This is a genomic window from Paenibacillus provencensis, assembly GCF_042678545.1.
GTDB classification, from domain to species: Bacteria; Bacillota; Bacilli; order Paenibacillales; family Paenibacillaceae; genus Paenibacillus; species Paenibacillus provencensis.
Genome location: NZ_JBHTKX010000001.1, coordinates 2,399,131 through 2,418,571, shown reverse-complemented (window position 1 = coordinate 2,418,571; position 19,441 = coordinate 2,399,131). Strand labels below are relative to the sequence as shown.

Here is a 19,441-nt window from a genome sequence, read left to right as displayed (position 1 = left end):
TCGCAACTGATTTAGCCAATGGATGAATAGCCATAGGTTTTGTGCACATGATTAATTACTACTATACAAAGGATGATTACTAGCATTTATGAAAAATTTTCGATTCCGACTCACAATGATCATGATGGTGCTGATTGGGCTTTCTGTACTGACCTCTGGATTGGCTTTGGGTCAAGTATTTAAAGATCTTCATATCAAAAATCAGGAAGAGAATATGGTGAGAGAGATCAATCTGCTTCATTCAACATTCGATTTTAAAGACACTTCACTCAACAAGGAGGAAGTCGTTGCATACTATACGCAGCAGGCCGAGTTACTGGAGCGCTTAACCGACTCGCGGACGACGTTCATCTTGAAGGATGGAACGGTTATTGGAGATTCCGAGTATGCTGCTGAGCAGATGGACAATCATCTTAATCGTGAAGAGATACAAACAGCGAATGATCATGATTCACCTTACGGTCGTTCCATTAGGACGAGTGATACGTTGTCACAAAAAATGCTGTATGTAGCACTGCCGGTTACATCTCCCGACCAACACTTTGATGGATACATTCGACTTTCCCTAAGCTTGGACTCGGTTGATGAAGGACTTGAAAGAGGCTGGTACTTAATTGGGTTAACGCTTCTTGCCCTCTATATCATTGCGGCTATTGTCTGCTATAGAGTAGCCAGAGGCTTGACCCAGCCTATTGAGCATATCACGAAAGTAGCGAATCAGATTTCGAATCTTGATTATGATGCCAGAGTCAAATTTGCCCGAAATGATGAGATAGGACAGCTAGGGAATGCCATTAATGGAATGGCTGACAGCCTGCAGGCTCAGCTGAAGCTAATTCGTGATAATGAGGATTTGGTGCAAAGTGTCATGACTAACATGGCAGGTGGTATATTGATGATTGATGCGAATCAGAATATAGCGGTGTTGAACAGAGAGAGCCATCGTATGCTGGGGCTGCATCCCGATCGTGTGACCGGAAAGCCGTATCATGAATTAAAACGTCACTATGAACTGACAAAGATCGTTGAGACAAGCATTTTGCAGCGAAGTAAAGTGCATGACGAAGTGCGAATCTACAGCCCGGAAGAAACTATTGTTCGAATTGACGGTGTACCGATGTATGAGAATGATGGAAGTTACCGGGGAATGCTCTTCCTGCTGCAGGATATTACAGCCATCCGCAGGCTGGAGAACATGCGAAGTGAATTCGTAGCGAATGTATCTCATGAGCTGAAGACGCCGGTTGCAGCTGTTAAGGGATTTGCTGAGACTCTGCTTAGCGGGGGGGTTAGGGATGAAGAAACAACGAGATCCTTCCTGCAGATTATTTATGACGAAGGGGACAGACTTAATCGCTTGATTAGTGACATATTGGATCTGTCCAAGATTGAATCGAAGCGAGCGACACTGGATTGTTCACCTGTACATCTCATGCCTTTCTTTGAAATGATAACGGGAACACTTGGCAATGCCGCAGAGAAAAAACAGATTCGCTTGATTCTGGATGTACCGGAAGAGCTGTTCATTGAAGCAGATGAAGACAAACTGAAGCAGATCTTCTTGAACCTGGTTAGCAACGGGATCAACTACACCCTTGATGGTGGTCGTGTTAAGATTACGGCACAGATCAGCAAGGATGAGGAGAATATTGTATTCCAGGTAAGTGATACAGGCATTGGCATTCCAAAAAGCGATCTGCCTCGCGTATTTGAACGTTTTTATCGGGTGGACAAAGGGAGGTCCCGCAATTCCGGAGGAACAGGGCTTGGTCTCTCCATTGTGAAGCACCTCGTGGAGCTGCATCATGGACAACTGGCGGTCGAGAGTGAGCTTGGAACGGGGACTACATTCACAGTGATTCTGCCCATGCTGCAGGATTCTGTCGAAGAAGCAGAGGAAGATTAAGCACCGGGCCTTCTTTTTACACAACGATAACAAAAGAGTGCTATGATATGAGCAGATTTAACATAAAGAAAGCAGGGGATATACGATGGCACAAAGATTGCTTGTTATAGAAGATGAACCTACACTTGCTAGATTGCTTTCCTACAATCTTACCCAAGAGGGCCATGACGTGACCGTAGAGGATCATGGTTCCTCTGGTTACAATAGAGCTTCTTCTCAAGAATTTGATCTTATACTGCTTGATTTAATGCTACCAGGAATGAACGGATTAGAAATACTCAGTAAATTGCGGGCATCGGGTGTGAAGACACCGGTTATCATTCTGACTGCCAAGAACGGAGAGAACGAGGTGGTTCAGGGTCTTAAGCTCGGAGCCGATGATTATATAACGAAGCCATTTGGGGTGTCCGAATTATTAGCTCGTGTAGATGCGGTGCTTAGAAGAGTAACTGGCGTTGAAGAGACACGCAGCGTCGAGAAGGACGATGAATCCCGTATTGTTCTTGGAGAGCTGGAGATCTATCCAGAGAAATATGAAGTGCTGCTGAGCGGGCAATCCATTAATTTGCGGCCCAAAGAGTTTGAGGTGCTGTTATATCTGGCCAAAAAGCCGGGAGTGGTCCTAACTCGGGATGATTTGATGAATGCAGTATGGGGATTTGACTATATCGGTGGTCAGCGTACTGTTGATGTCCATGTTAGCTCTCTTCGCAAGAAGCTTGAGCTGGACCCGGAGACGGTGCATATCGATTCGATTCGCGGTGTAGGGTACAAGCTTGTTGCAGGGAAGAAAAAAGTACATCAATAATGTAAATCACACGAATCAATTTCATATTATGAAAGAAATTGATTCACATTTTAATTTTATTCTCCCTTTACAAAATACAAGATCATACTTCATCACATTTATATAAAATGAGCCTTTAGAACTAATTCTAAAGGGGTGTTTACGATGAGAAAAGATCTGGAAGTAGCGGCCTACTGCCGCCAAATGCCGATGGTTCCGCAAGATATGGCAGGTAAGTCATTGTTTACGATGATGAAGCAGGATGAAACACTCTCCTGCGTTGTCATTGGAGATCAGAATGATTCGATCGTAGGGCTGATTATGCGAGATACGGTGTTTCAAAAGTATGCGAACCGATTTGCTGCTGAACTGTATGATCACAGATCCGTTGTATCCTTTATGACAGAGCACCCATTAATATTAAGCACCCAGCTGTCTGCTGAAGAGATCGTAGATCGGGCAGTAGATCGGGAGGACGAATCTTTTTATCATTGTGTCATTATGCATGAAGAAGGGCGTTATGCGGGTGTGCTTACGGTTCGCGACTTAATGAACATGTCAAGAGATATTCAAAAGATGGCAAGAAAGTCCCGAACAGAGGTTATCGTGCACAGTCAATCCAAATTGCATGAGGTGGATACTGCCGTTCAGAAAGTAAGACAGGCTGTACTGAAAAATACAGAAGGTATTGCACAATTGACCCAGCTAACGGAGAAGGGCAGTGTTTCACTTGGACACATCCAGGAATCCTATCGTTCTGTTCTAGATCAGACGAAGGCTCAGCGCTCACAAGCAGAAGAACAGATGGTTAAGGTCAGCGATATATCTGCTCTTACTTCTTCCATTCGTGAGCTCGCAGAGAGCAGTCATTTGCTGGCGATTAATGCATCCATTGAGGCAGCACATGCCAAGGAATATGGCAGATCTTTTCGCGTCATTGCAGATGAGGTCCGGAAGTTGTCGGGTCAGACAGGAACTCTTGCCGATCAAATTACTGAATTATTAAACGTCATCAGAGACAAAATACATCTGACTGCGCTTCTTGCAAAAGAAAGTGCAGATGAGATAGCTTCCAGCGCTGAAGATATTGCTCTTGGTAATAAGGCTTATGATTCTGTTCAATCTACGACGAGGGAAATGTCCCGTACGAGCGAGCAGATTCTGGCTTCGATATCCGATGCTGCTCATGTGACAGATATGGTCCACAAGACGCTCACATCCCTCGCGACTGATTGAGACAGGCACTGAAGGGAAGAGATCTGTGAGACCATATTTTACATAGCGTTAACAATTGTTTATACAGCCTTGACAATAATTTGATACAATTAAGCAGTTTCTGACGACTAAATTAATGGATTTTTGTATTTCTTATTTTGTTAGGCAGTAAAGGAGATAGCATACGGATGAACACTACTATGATTGATATAAAGAATTTAAACTTATATTACGAATCCTTCCATGCTTTAAAAAATGTGGATTTGGATATCCCTAAGAACACGGTTACCGCTTTTATTGGACCATCCGGATGTGGTAAATCGACACTTCTGCGTACGTTAAACCGGATGAATGATATGATTACAGGAACCCGTATAGAAGGAATCGTTGAACTCGATGGCAAAAATATATATGGTGAGGACATGCCTGTAGAGAACCTTCGCAAACAGGTAGGGATGGTATTCCAGCAGCCCAACCCGTTTCCTAAATCGATCTATGACAACATCGCTTACGGTCCTCGTCTTCACGGAACGACGGATAAGAAAGTTCTTGATGAATTGGTTGAACAGAGCTTACGACAAGCGGCCTTATGGGAGGAAGTAAAGGACTATCTTAAACGATCAGCACTCTCTCTCTCAGGAGGCCAGCAGCAGCGTCTCTGTATTGCAAGAGCGATCGCCGTTCAGCCTGAAGTTCTCTTGATGGATGAAGCGACTTCCGCGCTTGACCCGATCTCTACACTCAAGATTGAAGAGCTGGTGCAGGAGCTTCAAGAAAAATACACAATTGTGATGGTAACACACAATATGCACCAGGCGGCACGTGTGTCTGGAAAGACTGTCTTCTTCCTCAATGGGGAAGTAATTGAAGCGCAAGATACGAATGAAATCTTCTCTAACCCGCAAGATTCTAGAACGGAAGATTACGTATCCGGGCGATTTGGTTAAGTAATGTTTGTACCAGCTTAGCTTGACTCATCCAAGGGAGGAACTGCAATATGATTCGTAGAAAAAGTTTTGATCGTGAGCTAAATGAGCTCCGTGATTTGCTGCTCCAAATGGCAGAGCACGTGAATAAGGCACTAGTTGATTCTATTACAAGCTTGAAAACCTCGGATCAAGGGCTGGCACAAAAGGTAGTAAGTGAAGACGTGGAGCTAAATGCCATGGAAGAACGCATCATGGATATCGGCACCAAATTGATTATTACACAGCAGCCTGTAGCGAAAGACCTTCGTAGAATTATCGTTGCCTTCAAAATTTCCAGTGATCTTGAAAGAATGGGAGATTTGGCACTGGATGTTGCGAAGGTGACCATGCGTTTAGATGGTCAGAAGCTCATCAAACCGCTCGTTGATATTCCTCAAATGGCGGATATCGTGAAAGTGATGATTGACGAGTCCATTCAGTCTTATCTTGAAGAGAATTCAGATCTGGCGTATCAAATGGCAAAAAGAGATGATGGCGTAGACCAATTGTACAGCCGGATCATTACCGATTTGTACAGCTACATGGCAGGTCATCCTCAAGATGCATCCCAAGTAATGCTGCTCATGCTTGTAGGCAGATATATCGAACGAATTGGTGATCACGCAACCAATATCGGCGAGAGCACCGTATACTTGGTTACCGGCAAGCGTCCGGACCTAAATCAATAAGCACGAAAGAACAGATTTATACCGAAAAAAAAGTTTTTTCAACTTTTTCGGATAAATCTGTTTTTTTATGCTCAAAATTGGGTAATAATACTTTGTCGGTTAAGCAACTCACCAAGCAAATGGATATGGCGGTTTGATTTGAGTCCGTTATACAACGGCTCTTTTTGTTATTTACGTGACATTGAATATGGTGAGTAATTCTGAATAGGGGGAACGTATTTGTGATTGAATTCAAAGGTGTTAAGAAAGTGTACGATGATGGTTTCGAGGCATTAAAGGGGATAAACCTTGAAATCAAGCAAGGCGAAATTACAGTATTTATCGGACCCTCGGGATGTGGGAAAACGACGACAATGAGAATGATTAATAGATTGAATGTACCTTCACATGGACAGATCCTAATTAATGGTGATGATATTTCTAAGATGGATGCTGTTGAACTTAGACGGAAGATTGGATATGTCATTCAAAGTGTAGGTCTATTCCCAAATATGACAATAGCCAAAAATGTAGGAGTTGTACCTCGCCTGCAGAAATGGGATAAGGAAAAAATTGATAACCGAGTGAACGAGCTGATGAATCAGGTTAGGCTGAGTCCTGAAACTTTTGGGAACCGGTATCCTTCTGAGCTTAGCGGCGGTCAACAGCAGCGAATTGGAGTTATTCGTGCCCTAGCTGCAGACCCGGATATTATCCTCCTAGACGAACCGTTTAGCGCCCTGGATCCGATCAGCAGAGAAGAACTGCAGGATGAACTGATCAGACTGCAGACAGAGGTCAAGAAGACCATTGTGTTCGTAACGCATGACATGGACGAGGCGATTAAGCTTGCAGATACGATCGTGCTTATGAAAGATGGTCAGATAGAACAGGTTGGGACACCTGACCAAATTTTGCGTCACCCAGCAAGTCCTTTTGTCGAGAGCTTCATTGGCAAGAATCGTATGATCTCGAATAACGACAGTGATTTTCCGAATGTTGAGGAGGTTATGATTGATAATCCTGCCACCGCTTTCCCAACCCGGGGAATTGCTGAATCCGTAACGATTCTTCAGAGACGGAAGGTTGACTCCCTCGTTATTGTCGACAAATCCAAGCAACTCCTTGGTACCGTTACGATTTATCAGTTAATCAAGCATTATCGCGAAGAAGATAAGAAAATTGCGGATATTATGACTCCGGTAGAGCATGTCGTGCTGCGTGGTACTTCGGTTACGACCGCACTGGCGATTCTGAATGAGCATCATTTATCCAATCTCCCTGTCGTGGATGAGCATGGGAAATTCCATGGTCTCATAACAAGGGGAAGCGTGGTGAGACTTCTGGCGGATGTATACACTCCGGATACAGAGGAGGCAGATGCCAGTGCAAATCTTTGATGCTATAGCCAATTTCTTTGTATTTGTAGGTGAGCGTTATCCAGATATCCTCAGTGCTGCAGGACAGCATGCACTCATTGCGTTGATTGCAACACTACTTGGGATCGTAGTCGCTATTCCCGTGGCAATCATGATCTCAAGAAGCGAGATCAAATGGGTTAACTCGATTGTGTTTAGCGTTGCTAACTTGTTTCAGACCATACCGAGTTTGGCGCTGCTCGCACTGATGATTCCGCTCTTCGGAATTGGAATGACGCCAGCGGTCATTGCATTGTTTCTATACTCATTGCTGCCTTTGCTGCGGAATACCTACGCTGGCCTGCAATCCGTAGACCCCGCACTCCGGGACGCATCTAAAGGTATGGGGTATAGCAGACTTCAAAGCTTATTCCAGATTGAGCTTCCTTTAGCAATTCCATATATCATGTCAGGCATCCGAATTACGACCGTATATATTATCAGTTGGACCACCCTTGCAGGCCTTGTTGGAGCCGGTGGCCTTGGCCAATTAATTGTGTCAGGTCTAGGCGTGAATAAGACAGAGCTGATTGTAGCAGGTGCCATTTCGGCTATTCTTTTTGCATTGCTGGCTGACCTGGTGTTAAGCCTTGTCGAGAAATCATTCACACCCAAAAAGAATAGTGCGAAAGCAAATGCATCATAACGCTGCATCAACAGAATGTTCGCACTTCAAAGCCATGGAGAAAGAGGGAGATATGGAAATATGAAAGTACTAAATCAAAAATGGTCTAAAGCTATACGTTCGTTGTTCACCCTGGTCTTGGTACTTACAATATTTTCAGTAAGCGTCCCAAGTAAGGCTGCGGCAGCAGATGTAACCATCGGAACCCAGACATTTACGGAAACGAAGATACTTGCCGAAATGTATAAGGCCTTGATTGAAGATCGAACCGATCTGAGTGTAGATATTAAGACGGACCTGGCTGCCTCCAGCGTCGTTCTCCGTTCCATAGCTCAGGGCGAAGTGGACATGGGTACGCTGTACTCAGGAGAAATATTTAATGGATATTTTGAAATCGAAGACACCAAGGATCGAGCAGCGGTGCTGAGACAGGCACAAGAAGGGTTTGACAAACTGTACAACCTAAAATGGTATGATCCGCTTGGATTTGAAAATACGTATACCTTGGCTGTAAGACCAGAGGTAGCTGAACAATATGGTTTAGGTACAATGTCCGATCTCGAAGAGCATGCAGGGAATATGAGTATCGGTGTGGATACAACCTGGCTGGAACGTCCTGCTGATGGTTATCCTGCCTTCACGAAGGAATACGGCTATACATTTGAATCTACCTCACCAATGGAAATTTCACTCGTATATCAAGCTGTGGCGGATAAGATGGTAGATGTCGTACTGGCTTATACAACAGACCCTGGACTCAAGGAGTTTAATCTCGTAACACTTGAGGACGATAGGCAGTTCTTCCCGCCCTTTGATGCATCGACTGTCGTGAAAAAAGAGCTGCTCGCTGAATACCCTGAGCTCGATGAAACACTATCCTTATTGATTGGCACCATTGATGCCGATACCATGACGGATCTCAATTATCAGGTTGATGTTAACAAAATGGAGCCGAAAAACGTTGCTCTGATGTATTTAGTGGACCAAGGACTGCTTGATGAATCCAAGCTTCCTGCGTCCGTTATGAACCCGGATGCATCTCCATTGCAGAAATTCGGATATTATATAACAGAGAATGCTTCCTATCTATGGAATATGACATGGGTTCACATTGTAATGGTACTATGCGGTCTGGGGCTTGCCCTTGTTATTGGTATACCGCTGGGGATTATAAGTGCGCGTTATCAAAGAACGGGACGTGTAATCATGTTCATTACCAACATTATTCAGGTACTGCCTAGCTTGGCATTACTTGCGCTTCTCATGGTGCTTGTTGGATTAGGTAATGCAACGGTGGTTGTTGGTTTGTTCCTATACAGCTTGAATCCGGTTGTTCGAAATACCTACGTAGGCCTTTCAGAAGTCAATGCAGGCATTAAGGACGCGGGGAAAGGGATGGGCATGAGTCCACTTCAGTTACTATGGAAGGTAGAAATGCCATTATCTCTGCCATTCCTGATGGCTGGTTTACGTGTAGCAGCCGTCATTGCGATTGGAGTCGCTACCCTTGCACCGCTCATTGGCGGGGATGGACTGGGACGTGAAATTTATGCAGGCCTGAACCAGCGACACAATATAAAAATCCTGGCAGGGGCCATACCAGCCGCATTGCTGGCGATTCTTGCCGACATCATTCTTGGAAGATTGTCGAATCGATTTAAAATTGCGAAGTGATAAGATATCCGAAGTCTGAAATACAGGTCCGTCACCATACTCTGTTGGCGGACTTTTTCGTGTGATAAACAAAATTGACGCTTTAATCCTGAGTTGATATAGTTGGTATATTATAAATTTGGAAGGAAATGTGTATGAGCCAACCTTTATATCAGCAAATTATTACATCACTTCTAAATGAAATCGACACAGGTCGACTGCAGCCTGGCGATCAGGTTCCCTCAGAAAAAGAACTAACAGATCAATTTCAGGTCAGTCGAATTACTGCCAAAAAAGCACTGGACCTGCTCGCTGAAGAAGGAGTCATTGTAAGAATCCGCGGCAAAGGATCGTATGTCAATGTCTCTGGAGTTCCAAATGATGAAGAGGTTGAAGGTAGAAATGGGAAGGAGACAGGAAGAAGTGACCGTTTGATTGGAGCGATCTTTCCGAGCTATACAGATGGTTATGGATTATTGCTGCAATACGCAGTTGAGAAGACCGTGGCTGAGCTTGGCGGTTCTTTAATTATCAAGCGAAGCAATCACTCTGTAGGAGAGGAAGAAGCAGCGATTGACACTCTATTGGGTCTTCAGGTGGATGGCATTATTGTATTCCCTACAGACAGCAGAGAGTATAATCAGAGGCTACTGAAGATGATCCTGGATGAATTCCCCGTCGTGGTGGTCGACCGAAATTTGAAGGGGATACAGGCGTGTACAGTACATACGGATAACAAAACCGCGGCCTATAAGCTCGCTGCTTATTTACTGGAAACGGGACATAAGCATATCGCATTTATATCGCCGGACCCTAATCGAACTTCAACGCTTGAAGATCGGCTGGCCGGTTTCCAGCAAGCCTTCTTAGCTAGTGGGACAAGGCTTTGTTCCGATTATTTGATAACAGACTTTCCGAGCGGCTACTCATGCAGATCGATTGATAATAATTCAGCAGAATATACGCTGATCAAAAAGCTGCTTGAGGAGCACCCTCAAATTACTGCTTTTGTATGTGCTGAGTATGAAATTGCAATTTTCCTCTACAAGCTGCTGGAATCCATTGGCTTACGTGTGCCGGAGGACTGCTCCATTGTCTGCTTCGATTGCCCGGATGATCCGTATGATCATTTGAACCGACCGAGATTTACGCATATCAGACAGTATGAAGAGAAGATGGGCAGAAGAGCAGTTGAATTACTGTATTCACAAATTGATAATAGGGAAGTTCCGAAGCTTACCTTGCTCGGATTTGAATATAAGGAAGGGCGCTCAACATAAGAGCGGCTCTTTCTTTTTTTGTTGGCTCCATTTTGGAATAAAAATATATTTATTCTTAATATTGCAAAATGAAGTAAGGTCTGATATTGTACTGTTTACAGATGACTTAAGTTGATATATACATTACATACTAACTCAGTGAACTTATTTTTTTTCGCATATTAGTAAGCGCTTACAGTTATCTGAACTAATCATGGTAAAGGCGGTGTCAGAAGAATGGCTGTACAGAAAGGATTCTGGAACTTTAGCTTGCTTATTCTGTTACTCAGCACAGTATTGTCAGGATGTACGGGCGGGGATGCAAACGGGGGTTCAGCAGACAATGAGGGAAAGACAACAATTACTTTTTGGCATTCTATGACGGAATTAACGGGGGACGCCATAGCAGAGGTGATTAAGGCGTTTGAAGCTGAACATACGGACATCAAGGTGAATTCTGTCTATATCGCCCAGCAGGGTGAAGGGAAGAACGAGAAGCTGCTTGCGGCTGTCGCCGGGGGAAATGCACCGGATGTGGCCTACTTTGACCGATTTGAAGTAGCTACATGGGCGAATCAAGGCTCATTGACGGATTTAACCGAATTTGCGGCAAGGGATCAAATAACTGAAGATGGCTTCTACCCTTTCGCCTGGGAAGAAGCAAGCTATGATGGCAAGCTATATGCGATGCCGACTTCCACGGATGCACGTCTTGTGTTCTATAACAAAGAGCATTTCGAACAGGCGGGCCTAGATCCGGAAGTGACGCCTAAGACCATAGAAGAGCTGGAGGCCATTGCTGAGAAGCTGACGATCAAAGAAGGCAACCGGTTCAAACAGATTGGTTTTATCCCTTGGTATGGGCAGGGATGGTTCTATGGCTGGGGATGGGCCTTCGGAGGTGATTTCCTTGATGAGAACGGAAATGTGACCGCAGACCATCCGAAGAACATTGAAGCTCTTGCCTGGATGGTGGATTACGCCCAGAAATATAACATTGAAGATATCGCGTCTTTTACAAGTTCTCAGGGAACTTCAACAATGGACCCTTTCTTCACCGGTCAATTGAGTATGCAGGTGTCAGGGCCATGGACCGTATCTCAGGCCAAGAAATTTAATCCTGATTTGAAGTATGGCGTGTTTCCGATGCCGACCCCTACAGGTGAGAATCACACAACCTGGTCCGGAGGATGGGCGACCGTGATGCCGAAGGGCTCGAAAAATCAGGATGCAGCCTGGGAATTCATGAAATTTTTATCGGGTGAGAAAGGCCAAGAAATTTTCAGCAGAATCAGTGGTGATTTTTCTATCAAGGACAAAGTGAATGAACAGCTTGGGTATAAGGAGGATCCGATCTTCAAGGAATTCATTGATGTGCTTCCTGTCTCACATGCAAGGCCGGTCATGACTCAAGGGTCTTTGTACTGGAACGAGCTGGCATCCGCAGTAGACCTGGCTACGCGTGGCAAAGGAACACCGGAAGAACTGCTGAAGAAGGTAAGCGACAATGTATCCAAAGCATTAACCGAATAATGTATGCTTGCGCGAAGCTGCACATCTATCATTCCTCACTTCACTCAAGTTGAAACGGAGGCGTAAACTTGATTAAATCGGAACCGATTAACACAGAACATGTGAAGATGAAAATGAGACAAAAGGGCCGCAGACTCCATAGAGACAATATGTATGGCTGGCTGTTCGCTTCCCCGTGGATTATCGGACTTGTGGTGTTCTTTGGAGCCCCGCTTATCTCATCCCTGTATTTCAGCTTAACCACATACAGTATTCTGCAGCCGGGAGAATTTGTAGGCTTTCAAAATTATGCAGGTCTCATGAAGGACGCTGTATTCTGGACATCCATCAACAATACCATTTACTTTGTCGTGTTTTTTGTTCCGCTAAGCATTTTCTTTGGAGTGGCTTTAGCGATGCTGCTTAATATGAAGATCAGAGGAATGGCTGTTTACCGCACAATCTTCTTCCTCCCAACGCTAGTTCCGGCTGTTGCTATGGCTGTGCTCTGGATGTGGCTGCTCAATCCTGGCTTCGGACTTGTGAACGGAATTCTAGACGGGATGGGCATTCAGGGGCCGGCTTGGCTTGGATCGGAGACCTGGTCCAAGCCGTCGCTGATCCTGATGTCTCTATGGGGGATCGGTCAATCGGTTGTAATCTACTTGGCTGGTCTTAACGATATTTCAAGTGACTATTATGAAGCTGCCGAGATTGATGGGGCAGGATGGTTTAGCAAAGTGAAGAGTGTGACGCTGCCACTGCTTACCCCCGTTATTTTCTATAATCTAGTCATGGGTGTTATCAATGCCTTTCAGCAGTTCACGCTGCCCTACACTCTAACGAATGGTCAGGGAACGCCAGCTGACTCCATGAAATTTTATGTCATGTACCTGTATGATAATGGTTTTAAATTCTTCAAGATGGGATACGCATCGGCTATGGCCTGGATCTTGTTTATTATAGTGATGGTACTTACAGCCGTGATCTTTGGTTCGTCAAAAAAATGGGTTCACTATCAAGGAGAGTAGGGGATGGATATGACAGCCAAAACTGCACGCAACGTAAAACGAATCAGTGCACACCTCTTTTTGCTTATTGCAGCTGCATTCTTTCTGGCCCCGTTTATCTGGATGGTATCCACTTCACTGAAGCCGCTTGAGCAGGTGTTCACTTTCCCGCCCGAATGGATTCCGAGACCCTTCATGTGGAGCAATTATGTGGATGCTATGACCTACATTCCATTCTTCACTTATTTGAAAAATACATTGATCATTACCGGCTTCAGCACGCTGGGTGTTGTACTAACTTCACCGCTGGTCGCTTACAGCTTCGCTAAACTGCAGTGGAGAGGCAGCAAGACTTTATTTCTCATCACTATAGCCGTAATGATGATTCCAGGCCAGGTTACTATGATTCCGTTGTTCCTCTTGTTCGATAAGCTGAACTGGATTGGTACGGTACTCCCTTTAATCGTCCCTGCTTTTTTTGGGGTACCGTTCTATATTTTTTTGCTGCGGCAATTTTTTATGGGATTACCTAACGAGCTGAAGGATGCTGCGAGAATCGATGGTGCCGGAGAGTTTCGGATTTACTGGCAGATTATGCTGCCCTTGGCCAAGTCTGCCGTGCTCGCTGTAGGCTTGTTTCAGTTCATGGCGAGCTGGACGGATTTCATGGGACCGCTGCTCTATCTAACGAATCCAGAGTCTTATACTTTATCGCTTGGCCTGCAGCAATTCCAAAGTCAGAAAGGGACGGAATGGGGACTGATGATGGCGGTATCTACCATTATGACAGCACCAATTATTATTTTGTTTTTCCTCTTGCAGAAGACATTTATTCAAGGGATTACCTTCAGCGGGATTAAAGGATAGGGGGAATATAGCACATGGACAAAATTCGTTTCTTAATGATCGGAGTCGGAGGGATGGGGAGAGAGCATATACGCCGAATTCTTCAGCTCCCCGAAGCAGAAATTGCAGCACTAGCAGATCCCAGTACGGCTGCACTTGATCAGGCTAAGACTGATTTTCCCGAATTAGAGAAGGCGGGCGTTTATATGGACTACAGAGATGCACTCACAAATGAGTCGCTGGATGCGGCAGTCATCGTATCTCCCCATCGGATGCATTATGAACAAGGAATGGAATGCCTTGCAGCAGGATTACATGTACTGATGGAAAAGCCTTTTGTAGATGGCGCACAGAATGCAGAAGCGATTATTTCCCGGGCGGCAGCCAGTGGCAGGCATCTTGCGGTTGCTTATCAGCGTCATTTATTAGGTCCGTATATGTATATGAAGCAATCCGTTTCGGACGGAAAATTGGGTCGCATTCAATTTGTGAGTGCATATCAGGCCCAGAGCTGGCTGGTAGATCAGAGAGGAACCTGGAGACAGAGCCTTGCTTTATCCTGTGGTGGACAGCTGAATGACTCCGGCAGTCACTTGCTTGATGCTGTATTGTGGATTACCGGATTATTGCCTCAGCAGGTCTCTGCGGTTATAGACACAAGGCAAACCGAAGTCGACATTGATTCAGCAGTCACGATTCAGTTTGAAGGAGGAGCCATTGGTTCGTTTCATGTTGTAGGAAGTGCAAGCATTAAGTGGCAGGAGGACTTGTCTATACATGGAGATCAAGGTACATTGCTCTTTCGGAACGGCAGGCTGTATGAAGCCTTAGACGGCGAACCGGAAGTTCGAGAGGTGCCTCCAGAACGATGGCCAGAGTCCAGTAATCCGAATCATGATTTTGTTGAACTACTGCTTGGAAGAAGAGAGAATGCTTCTGCACCCGCTGAGAGTGGTCTTTACATTGCAAAGGTAACGGAGGCTGCAATGATCAGCAGCGCAGGGAAAGGAATCCTGACACCTATATCCATCGAATAAACGCACCTTAATAAAAAAACAAGTAATCAGAGACATTATTACGTGGTCTGGTTGCTTGTTTTTTTTGGAACAGAAGTTCCCTTGTGTTATCATATAAACAGCAAAAACACAGTGTGAGGTGTCTAATGGAAAAGTTTATTTTAATAGATGGAAACAGCATTATTTATCGGGCGTTTTTTGCAATGCCGCCGCTGACGAATTCAAGCGGACTACATACGAATGCGGTGTATGGTTTTACGACGATGCTGCTAAGACTGCTTGAGGAGCATAAGCCGACACATATGATGGTTGCTTTTGATGCAGGCAAGGTCACGTTCCGTCATGAAGGGTATGAGGAGTATAAGGGCGGTCGTCAAAAGACCCCTCCAGAGCTGTCCGAACAATTCCCTGTGCTCAAGGACTTACTGAAGGCTTTCGGTATCGCTCAGTTTGAACTGGGAGGATACGAGGCAGATGATATTATCGGTACGCTGACCAAGCGGGCGGATGAGGCAGGACGAGAAGTGCTGGTCGTTACCGGAGACAAGGATATGCTGCAGCTTGCTTCAGAGCATGTCAATATTGCACTGACTCGAAAAGGCGTTTCGGAGATCGAAGCCTATGGTCCCAAAGAAATTGAAGAGAAATATGGACTTACTCCATTGCAAATTATTGATCTAAAAGGTCTAATGGGCGATGCATCAGATAATATACCGGGGATTCCTGGCGTAGGAGAGAAGACCGCGCTTAAGCTCCTGCACCAATTCGGGTCGGTTGAAGCTGTTCTTGAGCATACGAGCGAGCTGAAAGGGAAAATGAAGGAGAAGATCGAAACCCACGCAGACGATGCTCGTCTCAGCAAGAAGCTAGCTACGATTTATCGCGAAGTTCCATTGGATCAATCATGGGATGACATGGCATTCGGTGGACTAAAAGAAGAATCAGCAGCCCCAGCTCTGGGTAAGCTTGAATTCAAATCACTTCTGGAGCGTTTATCCTTTACTGCAAAGCGGGTGGATGAGGATTCAGAAGCCTCACAGGAGGCTGTTCCGCTAGATATTGTAATTGTTAATGAAGATAATGCCCTTGAGCTCGCTTCGGTGCTTACAGAAGTGAAGGTTGTACATGTAGAAGCACATGGCGACAATCCCCATCACGCAGAAATTACAGGCATCGTGATCTTCGCACAGGAGCGTTATTACTTCCTGTCTCCAGAAATACTGAAATCAGATGCTTGTGTCAAAATAAGAGAATGGTTTGCGGATACCCATCAGCCGAAGCATGGCTATGATCTGCACCGGGTTGATCTGGCCCTTCATGCGATTGGCATCGAATTTGCGGGTGCTGCCTTTGATGCTCATTTGGCAGGATATCTGCTTGATCCCACGGACAGCGATCAGACCCTGGCAGGGCTTGCTGCCAAATATGCACTGCCGCGGCTTGCTTCAGATGATGAAGTGCTGGGCAAGGGAGCGAAGTATAAGGTTCCTGAGACCGAGGTCATGGCCGATCACTTGTCCCGCAAGACGGCCTCACTGCTAGCGATCATCCCGCTTCAACAGAAGGATCTGGAGGAGACAGGGATGCATGAGCTGTTCTACGATTTGGAAATGCCGCTATCCAGAATACTGGCTGATATGGAGAAGCAGGGTATCAAGGCGAACATCAACGATCTGAAGGAGCTTGGCGCAGAGTTCGAGAAGACGATCCGCGGCTTGGTGGAGAAGATCTATGAAATTGCAGGTACGGAATTTAATCTGAATTCTCCGAAGCAACTGGGTGAGATTTTATTTGATAAGCTTGGACTGCCTGTAATCAAGAAGACAAAGACAGGTTACTCGACAGGTGCAGACGTGCTGGAGAAGCTGGCTCCATATCACGATATTGTGCAGTATATATTGGAATACCGCACCATTGCCAAATTGCAGTCGACATATATAGAGGGACTCTTGAAAGAAATTTCTCCAGAGACCAGCAAAGTGCATACCTATTATCGTCAGACGATCGCGGCTACAGGAAGACTGAGCAGTCAGTACCCGAATCTGCAGAACATTCCGATTCGTCTTGAAGAGGGACGGAAGATACGTAAAGTATTTGCACCTTCGGAGGAGAACTGGTACATTCTGGCTGCCGATTACTCTCAGATTGAACTGCGGGTTCTGGCTCATATTTCAGACGATGAACGTCTGAAGGAAGCTTTTGTACATGACATGGATATTCATACGAAGACGGCTATGGATGTGTTCGGAGTGGACAAGGATGCCGTAGACAGCAATATGAGACGTTCTGCCAAAGCCGTCAATTTCGGTATTGTGTACGGAATCAGTGATTATGGCTTGTCGCAAAATTTAAATATTACACGCAAAGAAGCGGCTCAGTTTATCGAACAATATTTTGCAGTATTCCAGGGTGTACGTAAGTTCATGGATGATATTGTGAAAGAAGCCAGAAAAGATGGTTATGTAACGACTCTCATGGGTCGACGCCGATATCTGCCTGAGATTAATGCAAGCAACTTTAACCTGCGCTCCTTTGCAGAACGGACTGCAATGAATACACCAATTCAGGGTACAGCTGCAGACATCATCAAGCTTGCCATGGTTCAGATGGATGCTGCTCTTGCTAAGCTTGGACTGAAGAGCCGGATGCTGCTTCAGGTGCATGACGAACTTGTATTTGAAGTCCCTGAAGATGAATTAGAAGTGATGAAGAAGCTCGTTCCGGAAGTGATGGAGCAGGCGCTCGAGCTGTCTGTTCCGCTCAAGGCGGAGGTCAGTTACGGAAGAAACTGGTACGAAGCGAAGTAATCTAATTTTAGGTTACAAGTCAGCACAAACTTCCGGTATAATGGTACGTGAGGTGAAGACATCATGCCGGAACTTCCGGAAGTAGAAACTGTCAGAAGAACGTTAAATACACTCATTGTCGGAAAGTATATAGATCGCGTTACCGTACATCTGCCGCGAATTATTCAGCGGCCGGATGACATTGAAGCTTTTGCAATGGAGCTTGCTGGCCACACCATTCAAGGTGTTGAGCGAAGAGGGAAATTTTTGCGTATCATGCTTGATGGACTAGTTCTTGTCTCTCACTTGCGAATGGAGGGCCGTTATGGGATGTATCAGGAGGAGGCTCCGCTTGAGAAGCATACCCATGTTGTGTTCCACTTCTCGGATGGGACTGAGCTGCGTTACAAGGATGTACGACAATTTGGTACCATGCATCTGTTCAAGATCGGTGAAGATCTGGCGAATAAACCGCTTATGAAGCTTGGACTTGAGCCGCTTGATGAGGCCTTCACGCTTGAATCCTTCATCAAGGTGATCGGAGCAAGAACAACGAAGATCAAGATAGCTTTACTTAACCAAGAATATGTGGTGGGGATTGGCAACATCTATGTAGATGAGGCATTGTTCAGGGCAGGAATACATCCTGAGCAGCCGGCCAATACGATTAGTGATGAGAAGCTTGCTCTACTGCATCAGTCCATTATTGATACCCTTCTTGAAGCTGTACAAGCCGGCGGCTCATCCATCAAGTCTTATGTGAACGGACAGGGTGAGATGGGAATGTTCCAACATCAGCTCAAGATATATGGAAGAAAAGACGAGCCTTGTACGGAGTGTGGTACGATGATTGTCAAGAGTGTCGTCGGAGGACGAGGTACGCATACTTGTCCTAAGTGTCAGGTTCTTGTTTAGCATGTCATAGAGAGCAAAATGCATTAATAGGCACCCTTTAGACCAGGTTCCCATATACTGCTAGGGCAACGCAGTTTTAAGGCAAACATTCGCTACCTTTAGATATACAAAAGGGTAGTGTAACTTGAGCCGGACGGGAGGAATGGAGGGTGCCTCATTTATTAACACTGCTAATGCTCGCTTTTGCATTAAGCCTTGATGGATTTGGTATAGGTGTTACATATGGTCTTCGAAAAATGAAAATACCTTGGCTGTCCATCGTCATCATATCGGTATGCTCAGGTCTAGTTATTGGAATGTCCATGCAGCTTGGCGTGCTGCTGTCTCATTTAGTTTCAGCTAATGTTGCCTCTTATGTAGGAGCCATTATTCTTATTTGTATGGGCGCGTGGTCGCTTATTCAATCGCTCAGGGCTTCAGAGCAACCGGTGCAGGAGGAGGCCTTAATAGGCGGACCTGTATCTGAGCAGCAAGAATGGGATGAAGACGAGCAGCATATAATGAAGGAATCGAAGAAGACGGTGTTCTTTTTGGAAATCCAGAAGTGGGGCATTGTCATTCAAATATTAAAAAAACCTTCGGCTGCAGATATGGATGACTCTGGCAGTATTTCGGGATATGAAGCGATGTGGCTAGGTATTGCTTTGTCACTTGATGCATTTGGAGCAGGACTTGGAGCAGCATTGCTTGGACTGCCTCCACTGTTAACATCTGTGATGATTGCACTTTTCAGCGGTACATTTCTTGTGTTAGGGTTAAGAGTAGGATTTCGGTTTGCAAGTGCAGGCTGGATTCGGTCTTTCACTGCTCTCCCGGCTGTGATGTTAATTATTATGGGTCTATTGAAGTTGATTTGA

Annotated in this window: 16 protein-coding genes; all 16 read left to right on the top strand. The window is 45.3% G+C overall.

Translation table 11 applies throughout. The features are described 5' to 3' along the window. Positions 1 to 88 precede the first annotated feature (88 nt). The 16 genes from pnpS to ACFQ3J_RS11575 all read left to right on the top strand — a co-directional run bounded on the left by pnpS (position 89) and on the right by ACFQ3J_RS11575 (position 19,441). The gene (gene pnpS / locus ACFQ3J_RS11650) at positions 89 to 1,906 is read left to right on the top strand and encodes a two-component system histidine kinase PnpS (RefSeq protein ID WP_091154613.1); all 1,818 of its coding nucleotides are present in this window, start codon (positions 89 to 91) and stop codon (positions 1,904 to 1,906) included. A gap of 85 nt (positions 1,907 to 1,991) precedes the next feature. Beyond that, the gene (locus tag ACFQ3J_RS11645) at positions 1,992 to 2,714 is read left to right on the top strand and encodes a response regulator transcription factor (protein ID WP_091154615.1); all 723 of its coding nucleotides are present in this window, start codon (positions 1,992 to 1,994) and stop codon (positions 2,712 to 2,714) included. A 144-nt stretch (positions 2,715 to 2,858) separates the two neighbouring features. Next, the gene (locus tag ACFQ3J_RS11640) at positions 2,859 to 3,929 is read left to right on the top strand and encodes a methyl-accepting chemotaxis protein (RefSeq protein WP_251581791.1); all 1,071 of its coding nucleotides are present in this window, start codon (positions 2,859 to 2,861) and stop codon (positions 3,927 to 3,929) included. Positions 3,930 to 4,096: 167 nt separating this feature from the next. After that, positions 4,097 to 4,855, top strand: coding sequence for a phosphate ABC transporter ATP-binding protein PstB (gene pstB / locus ACFQ3J_RS11635; RefSeq protein WP_251581789.1), 759 nt, complete (start codon positions 4,097 to 4,099; stop codon positions 4,853 to 4,855). A gap of 50 nt (positions 4,856 to 4,905) precedes the next feature. Beyond that, positions 4,906 to 5,565: a phosphate signaling complex protein PhoU gene (gene phoU / locus ACFQ3J_RS11630; RefSeq protein WP_091154622.1), complete on the top strand. Its 660-nt coding sequence runs from the start codon at positions 4,906 to 4,908 to the stop codon at positions 5,563 to 5,565. Between the two features lie 221 nt (positions 5,566 to 5,786). Further along, complete coding sequence (locus tag ACFQ3J_RS11625; protein ID WP_091154624.1) at positions 5,787 to 6,944, top strand: betaine/proline/choline family ABC transporter ATP-binding protein; 1,158 nt, start codon at positions 5,787 to 5,789, stop codon at positions 6,942 to 6,944. Then, positions 6,937 to 7,608, top strand: a complete 672-nt coding sequence (locus tag ACFQ3J_RS11620; protein WP_379293316.1) for an ABC transporter permease — start codon at positions 6,937 to 6,939, stop codon at positions 7,606 to 7,608. Before ACFQ3J_RS11625 ends, ACFQ3J_RS11620 begins: the two co-directional genes overlap by 8 nt. Positions 7,609 to 7,668: 60 nt before the next feature. Further along, positions 7,669 to 9,261, top strand: a complete 1,593-nt coding sequence (locus tag ACFQ3J_RS11615; protein ID WP_379292841.1) for a glycine betaine ABC transporter substrate-binding protein — start codon at positions 7,669 to 7,671, stop codon at positions 9,259 to 9,261. 134 nt (positions 9,262 to 9,395) lie between these two features. Next, positions 9,396 to 10,520, top strand: a complete 1,125-nt coding sequence (locus ACFQ3J_RS11610) for a GntR family transcriptional regulator (protein ID WP_251581787.1) — start codon at positions 9,396 to 9,398, stop codon at positions 10,518 to 10,520. A gap of 216 nt (positions 10,521 to 10,736) precedes the next feature. Then, the gene (locus tag ACFQ3J_RS11605) at positions 10,737 to 12,032 is read left to right on the top strand and encodes an ABC transporter substrate-binding protein (RefSeq protein WP_251581786.1); all 1,296 of its coding nucleotides are present in this window, start codon (positions 10,737 to 10,739) and stop codon (positions 12,030 to 12,032) included. A gap of 68 nt (positions 12,033 to 12,100) precedes the next feature. Next, positions 12,101 to 13,042, top strand: a complete 942-nt coding sequence (locus tag ACFQ3J_RS11600) for a carbohydrate ABC transporter permease (protein ID WP_244533131.1) — start codon at positions 12,101 to 12,103, stop codon at positions 13,040 to 13,042. A gap of 3 nt (positions 13,043 to 13,045) precedes the next feature. Next, positions 13,046 to 13,888: a carbohydrate ABC transporter permease gene (locus ACFQ3J_RS11595; RefSeq protein WP_251581785.1), complete on the top strand. Its 843-nt coding sequence runs from the start codon at positions 13,046 to 13,048 to the stop codon at positions 13,886 to 13,888. Positions 13,889 to 13,902: 14 nt separating this feature from the next. Beyond that, positions 13,903 to 14,904 (top strand): Gfo/Idh/MocA family protein, encoded by a 1,002-nt coding sequence (locus ACFQ3J_RS11590; protein WP_251581784.1) that lies wholly within the window; start codon positions 13,903 to 13,905, stop codon positions 14,902 to 14,904. 125 nt (positions 14,905 to 15,029) lie between these two features. Further along, positions 15,030 to 17,690, top strand: a complete 2,661-nt coding sequence (gene polA, locus ACFQ3J_RS11585; RefSeq protein WP_251581783.1) for a DNA polymerase I — start codon at positions 15,030 to 15,032, stop codon at positions 17,688 to 17,690. Between the two features lie 63 nt (positions 17,691 to 17,753). After that, a complete protein-coding gene (mutM, locus tag ACFQ3J_RS11580) occupies positions 17,754 to 18,584 on the top strand; it encodes a DNA-formamidopyrimidine glycosylase (protein WP_091154635.1) in 831 nt (276 codons plus the stop codon). 173 nt (positions 18,585 to 18,757) lie between these two features. Then, complete coding sequence (locus tag ACFQ3J_RS11575; RefSeq protein WP_251582721.1) at positions 18,758 to 19,441, top strand: MntP/YtaF family protein; 684 nt, start codon at positions 18,758 to 18,760, stop codon at positions 19,439 to 19,441.

Excerpts from the sequence above, each read along its gene's own strand:
- pnpS (WP_091154613.1), top strand. The coding sequence starts at position 89 with ATGAAAAATTTTCGATTCCGACTCACAATGATCATGATGGTGCTGATT.
- ACFQ3J_RS11645 (WP_091154615.1), top strand. The coding sequence starts at position 1,992 with ATGGCACAAAGATTGCTTGTTATAGAAGATGAACCTACACTTGCTAGA.
- ACFQ3J_RS11640 (WP_251581791.1), top strand. The coding sequence starts at position 2,859 with ATGAGAAAAGATCTGGAAGTAGCGGCCTACTGCCGCCAAATGCCGATG.
- pstB (WP_251581789.1), top strand. The coding sequence starts at position 4,097 with ATGAACACTACTATGATTGATATAAAGAATTTAAACTTATATTACGAA.
- phoU (WP_091154622.1), top strand. The coding sequence starts at position 4,906 with ATGATTCGTAGAAAAAGTTTTGATCGTGAGCTAAATGAGCTCCGTGAT.
- ACFQ3J_RS11615 (WP_379292841.1), top strand. The coding sequence starts at position 7,669 with ATGAAAGTACTAAATCAAAAATGGTCTAAAGCTATACGTTCGTTGTTC.
- ACFQ3J_RS11610 (WP_251581787.1), top strand. The coding sequence starts at position 9,396 with ATGAGCCAACCTTTATATCAGCAAATTATTACATCACTTCTAAATGAA.
- ACFQ3J_RS11605 (WP_251581786.1), top strand. The coding sequence starts at position 10,737 with ATGGCTGTACAGAAAGGATTCTGGAACTTTAGCTTGCTTATTCTGTTA.
- ACFQ3J_RS11595 (WP_251581785.1), top strand. The coding sequence starts at position 13,046 with ATGGATATGACAGCCAAAACTGCACGCAACGTAAAACGAATCAGTGCA.
- ACFQ3J_RS11590 (WP_251581784.1), top strand. The coding sequence starts at position 13,903 with ATGGACAAAATTCGTTTCTTAATGATCGGAGTCGGAGGGATGGGGAGA.
- polA (WP_251581783.1), top strand. The coding sequence starts at position 15,030 with ATGGAAAAGTTTATTTTAATAGATGGAAACAGCATTATTTATCGGGCG.
- mutM (WP_091154635.1), top strand. The coding sequence starts at position 17,754 with ATGCCGGAACTTCCGGAAGTAGAAACTGTCAGAAGAACGTTAAATACA.
- ACFQ3J_RS11575 (WP_251582721.1), top strand. The coding sequence starts at position 18,758 with ATGCTCGCTTTTGCATTAAGCCTTGATGGATTTGGTATAGGTGTTACA.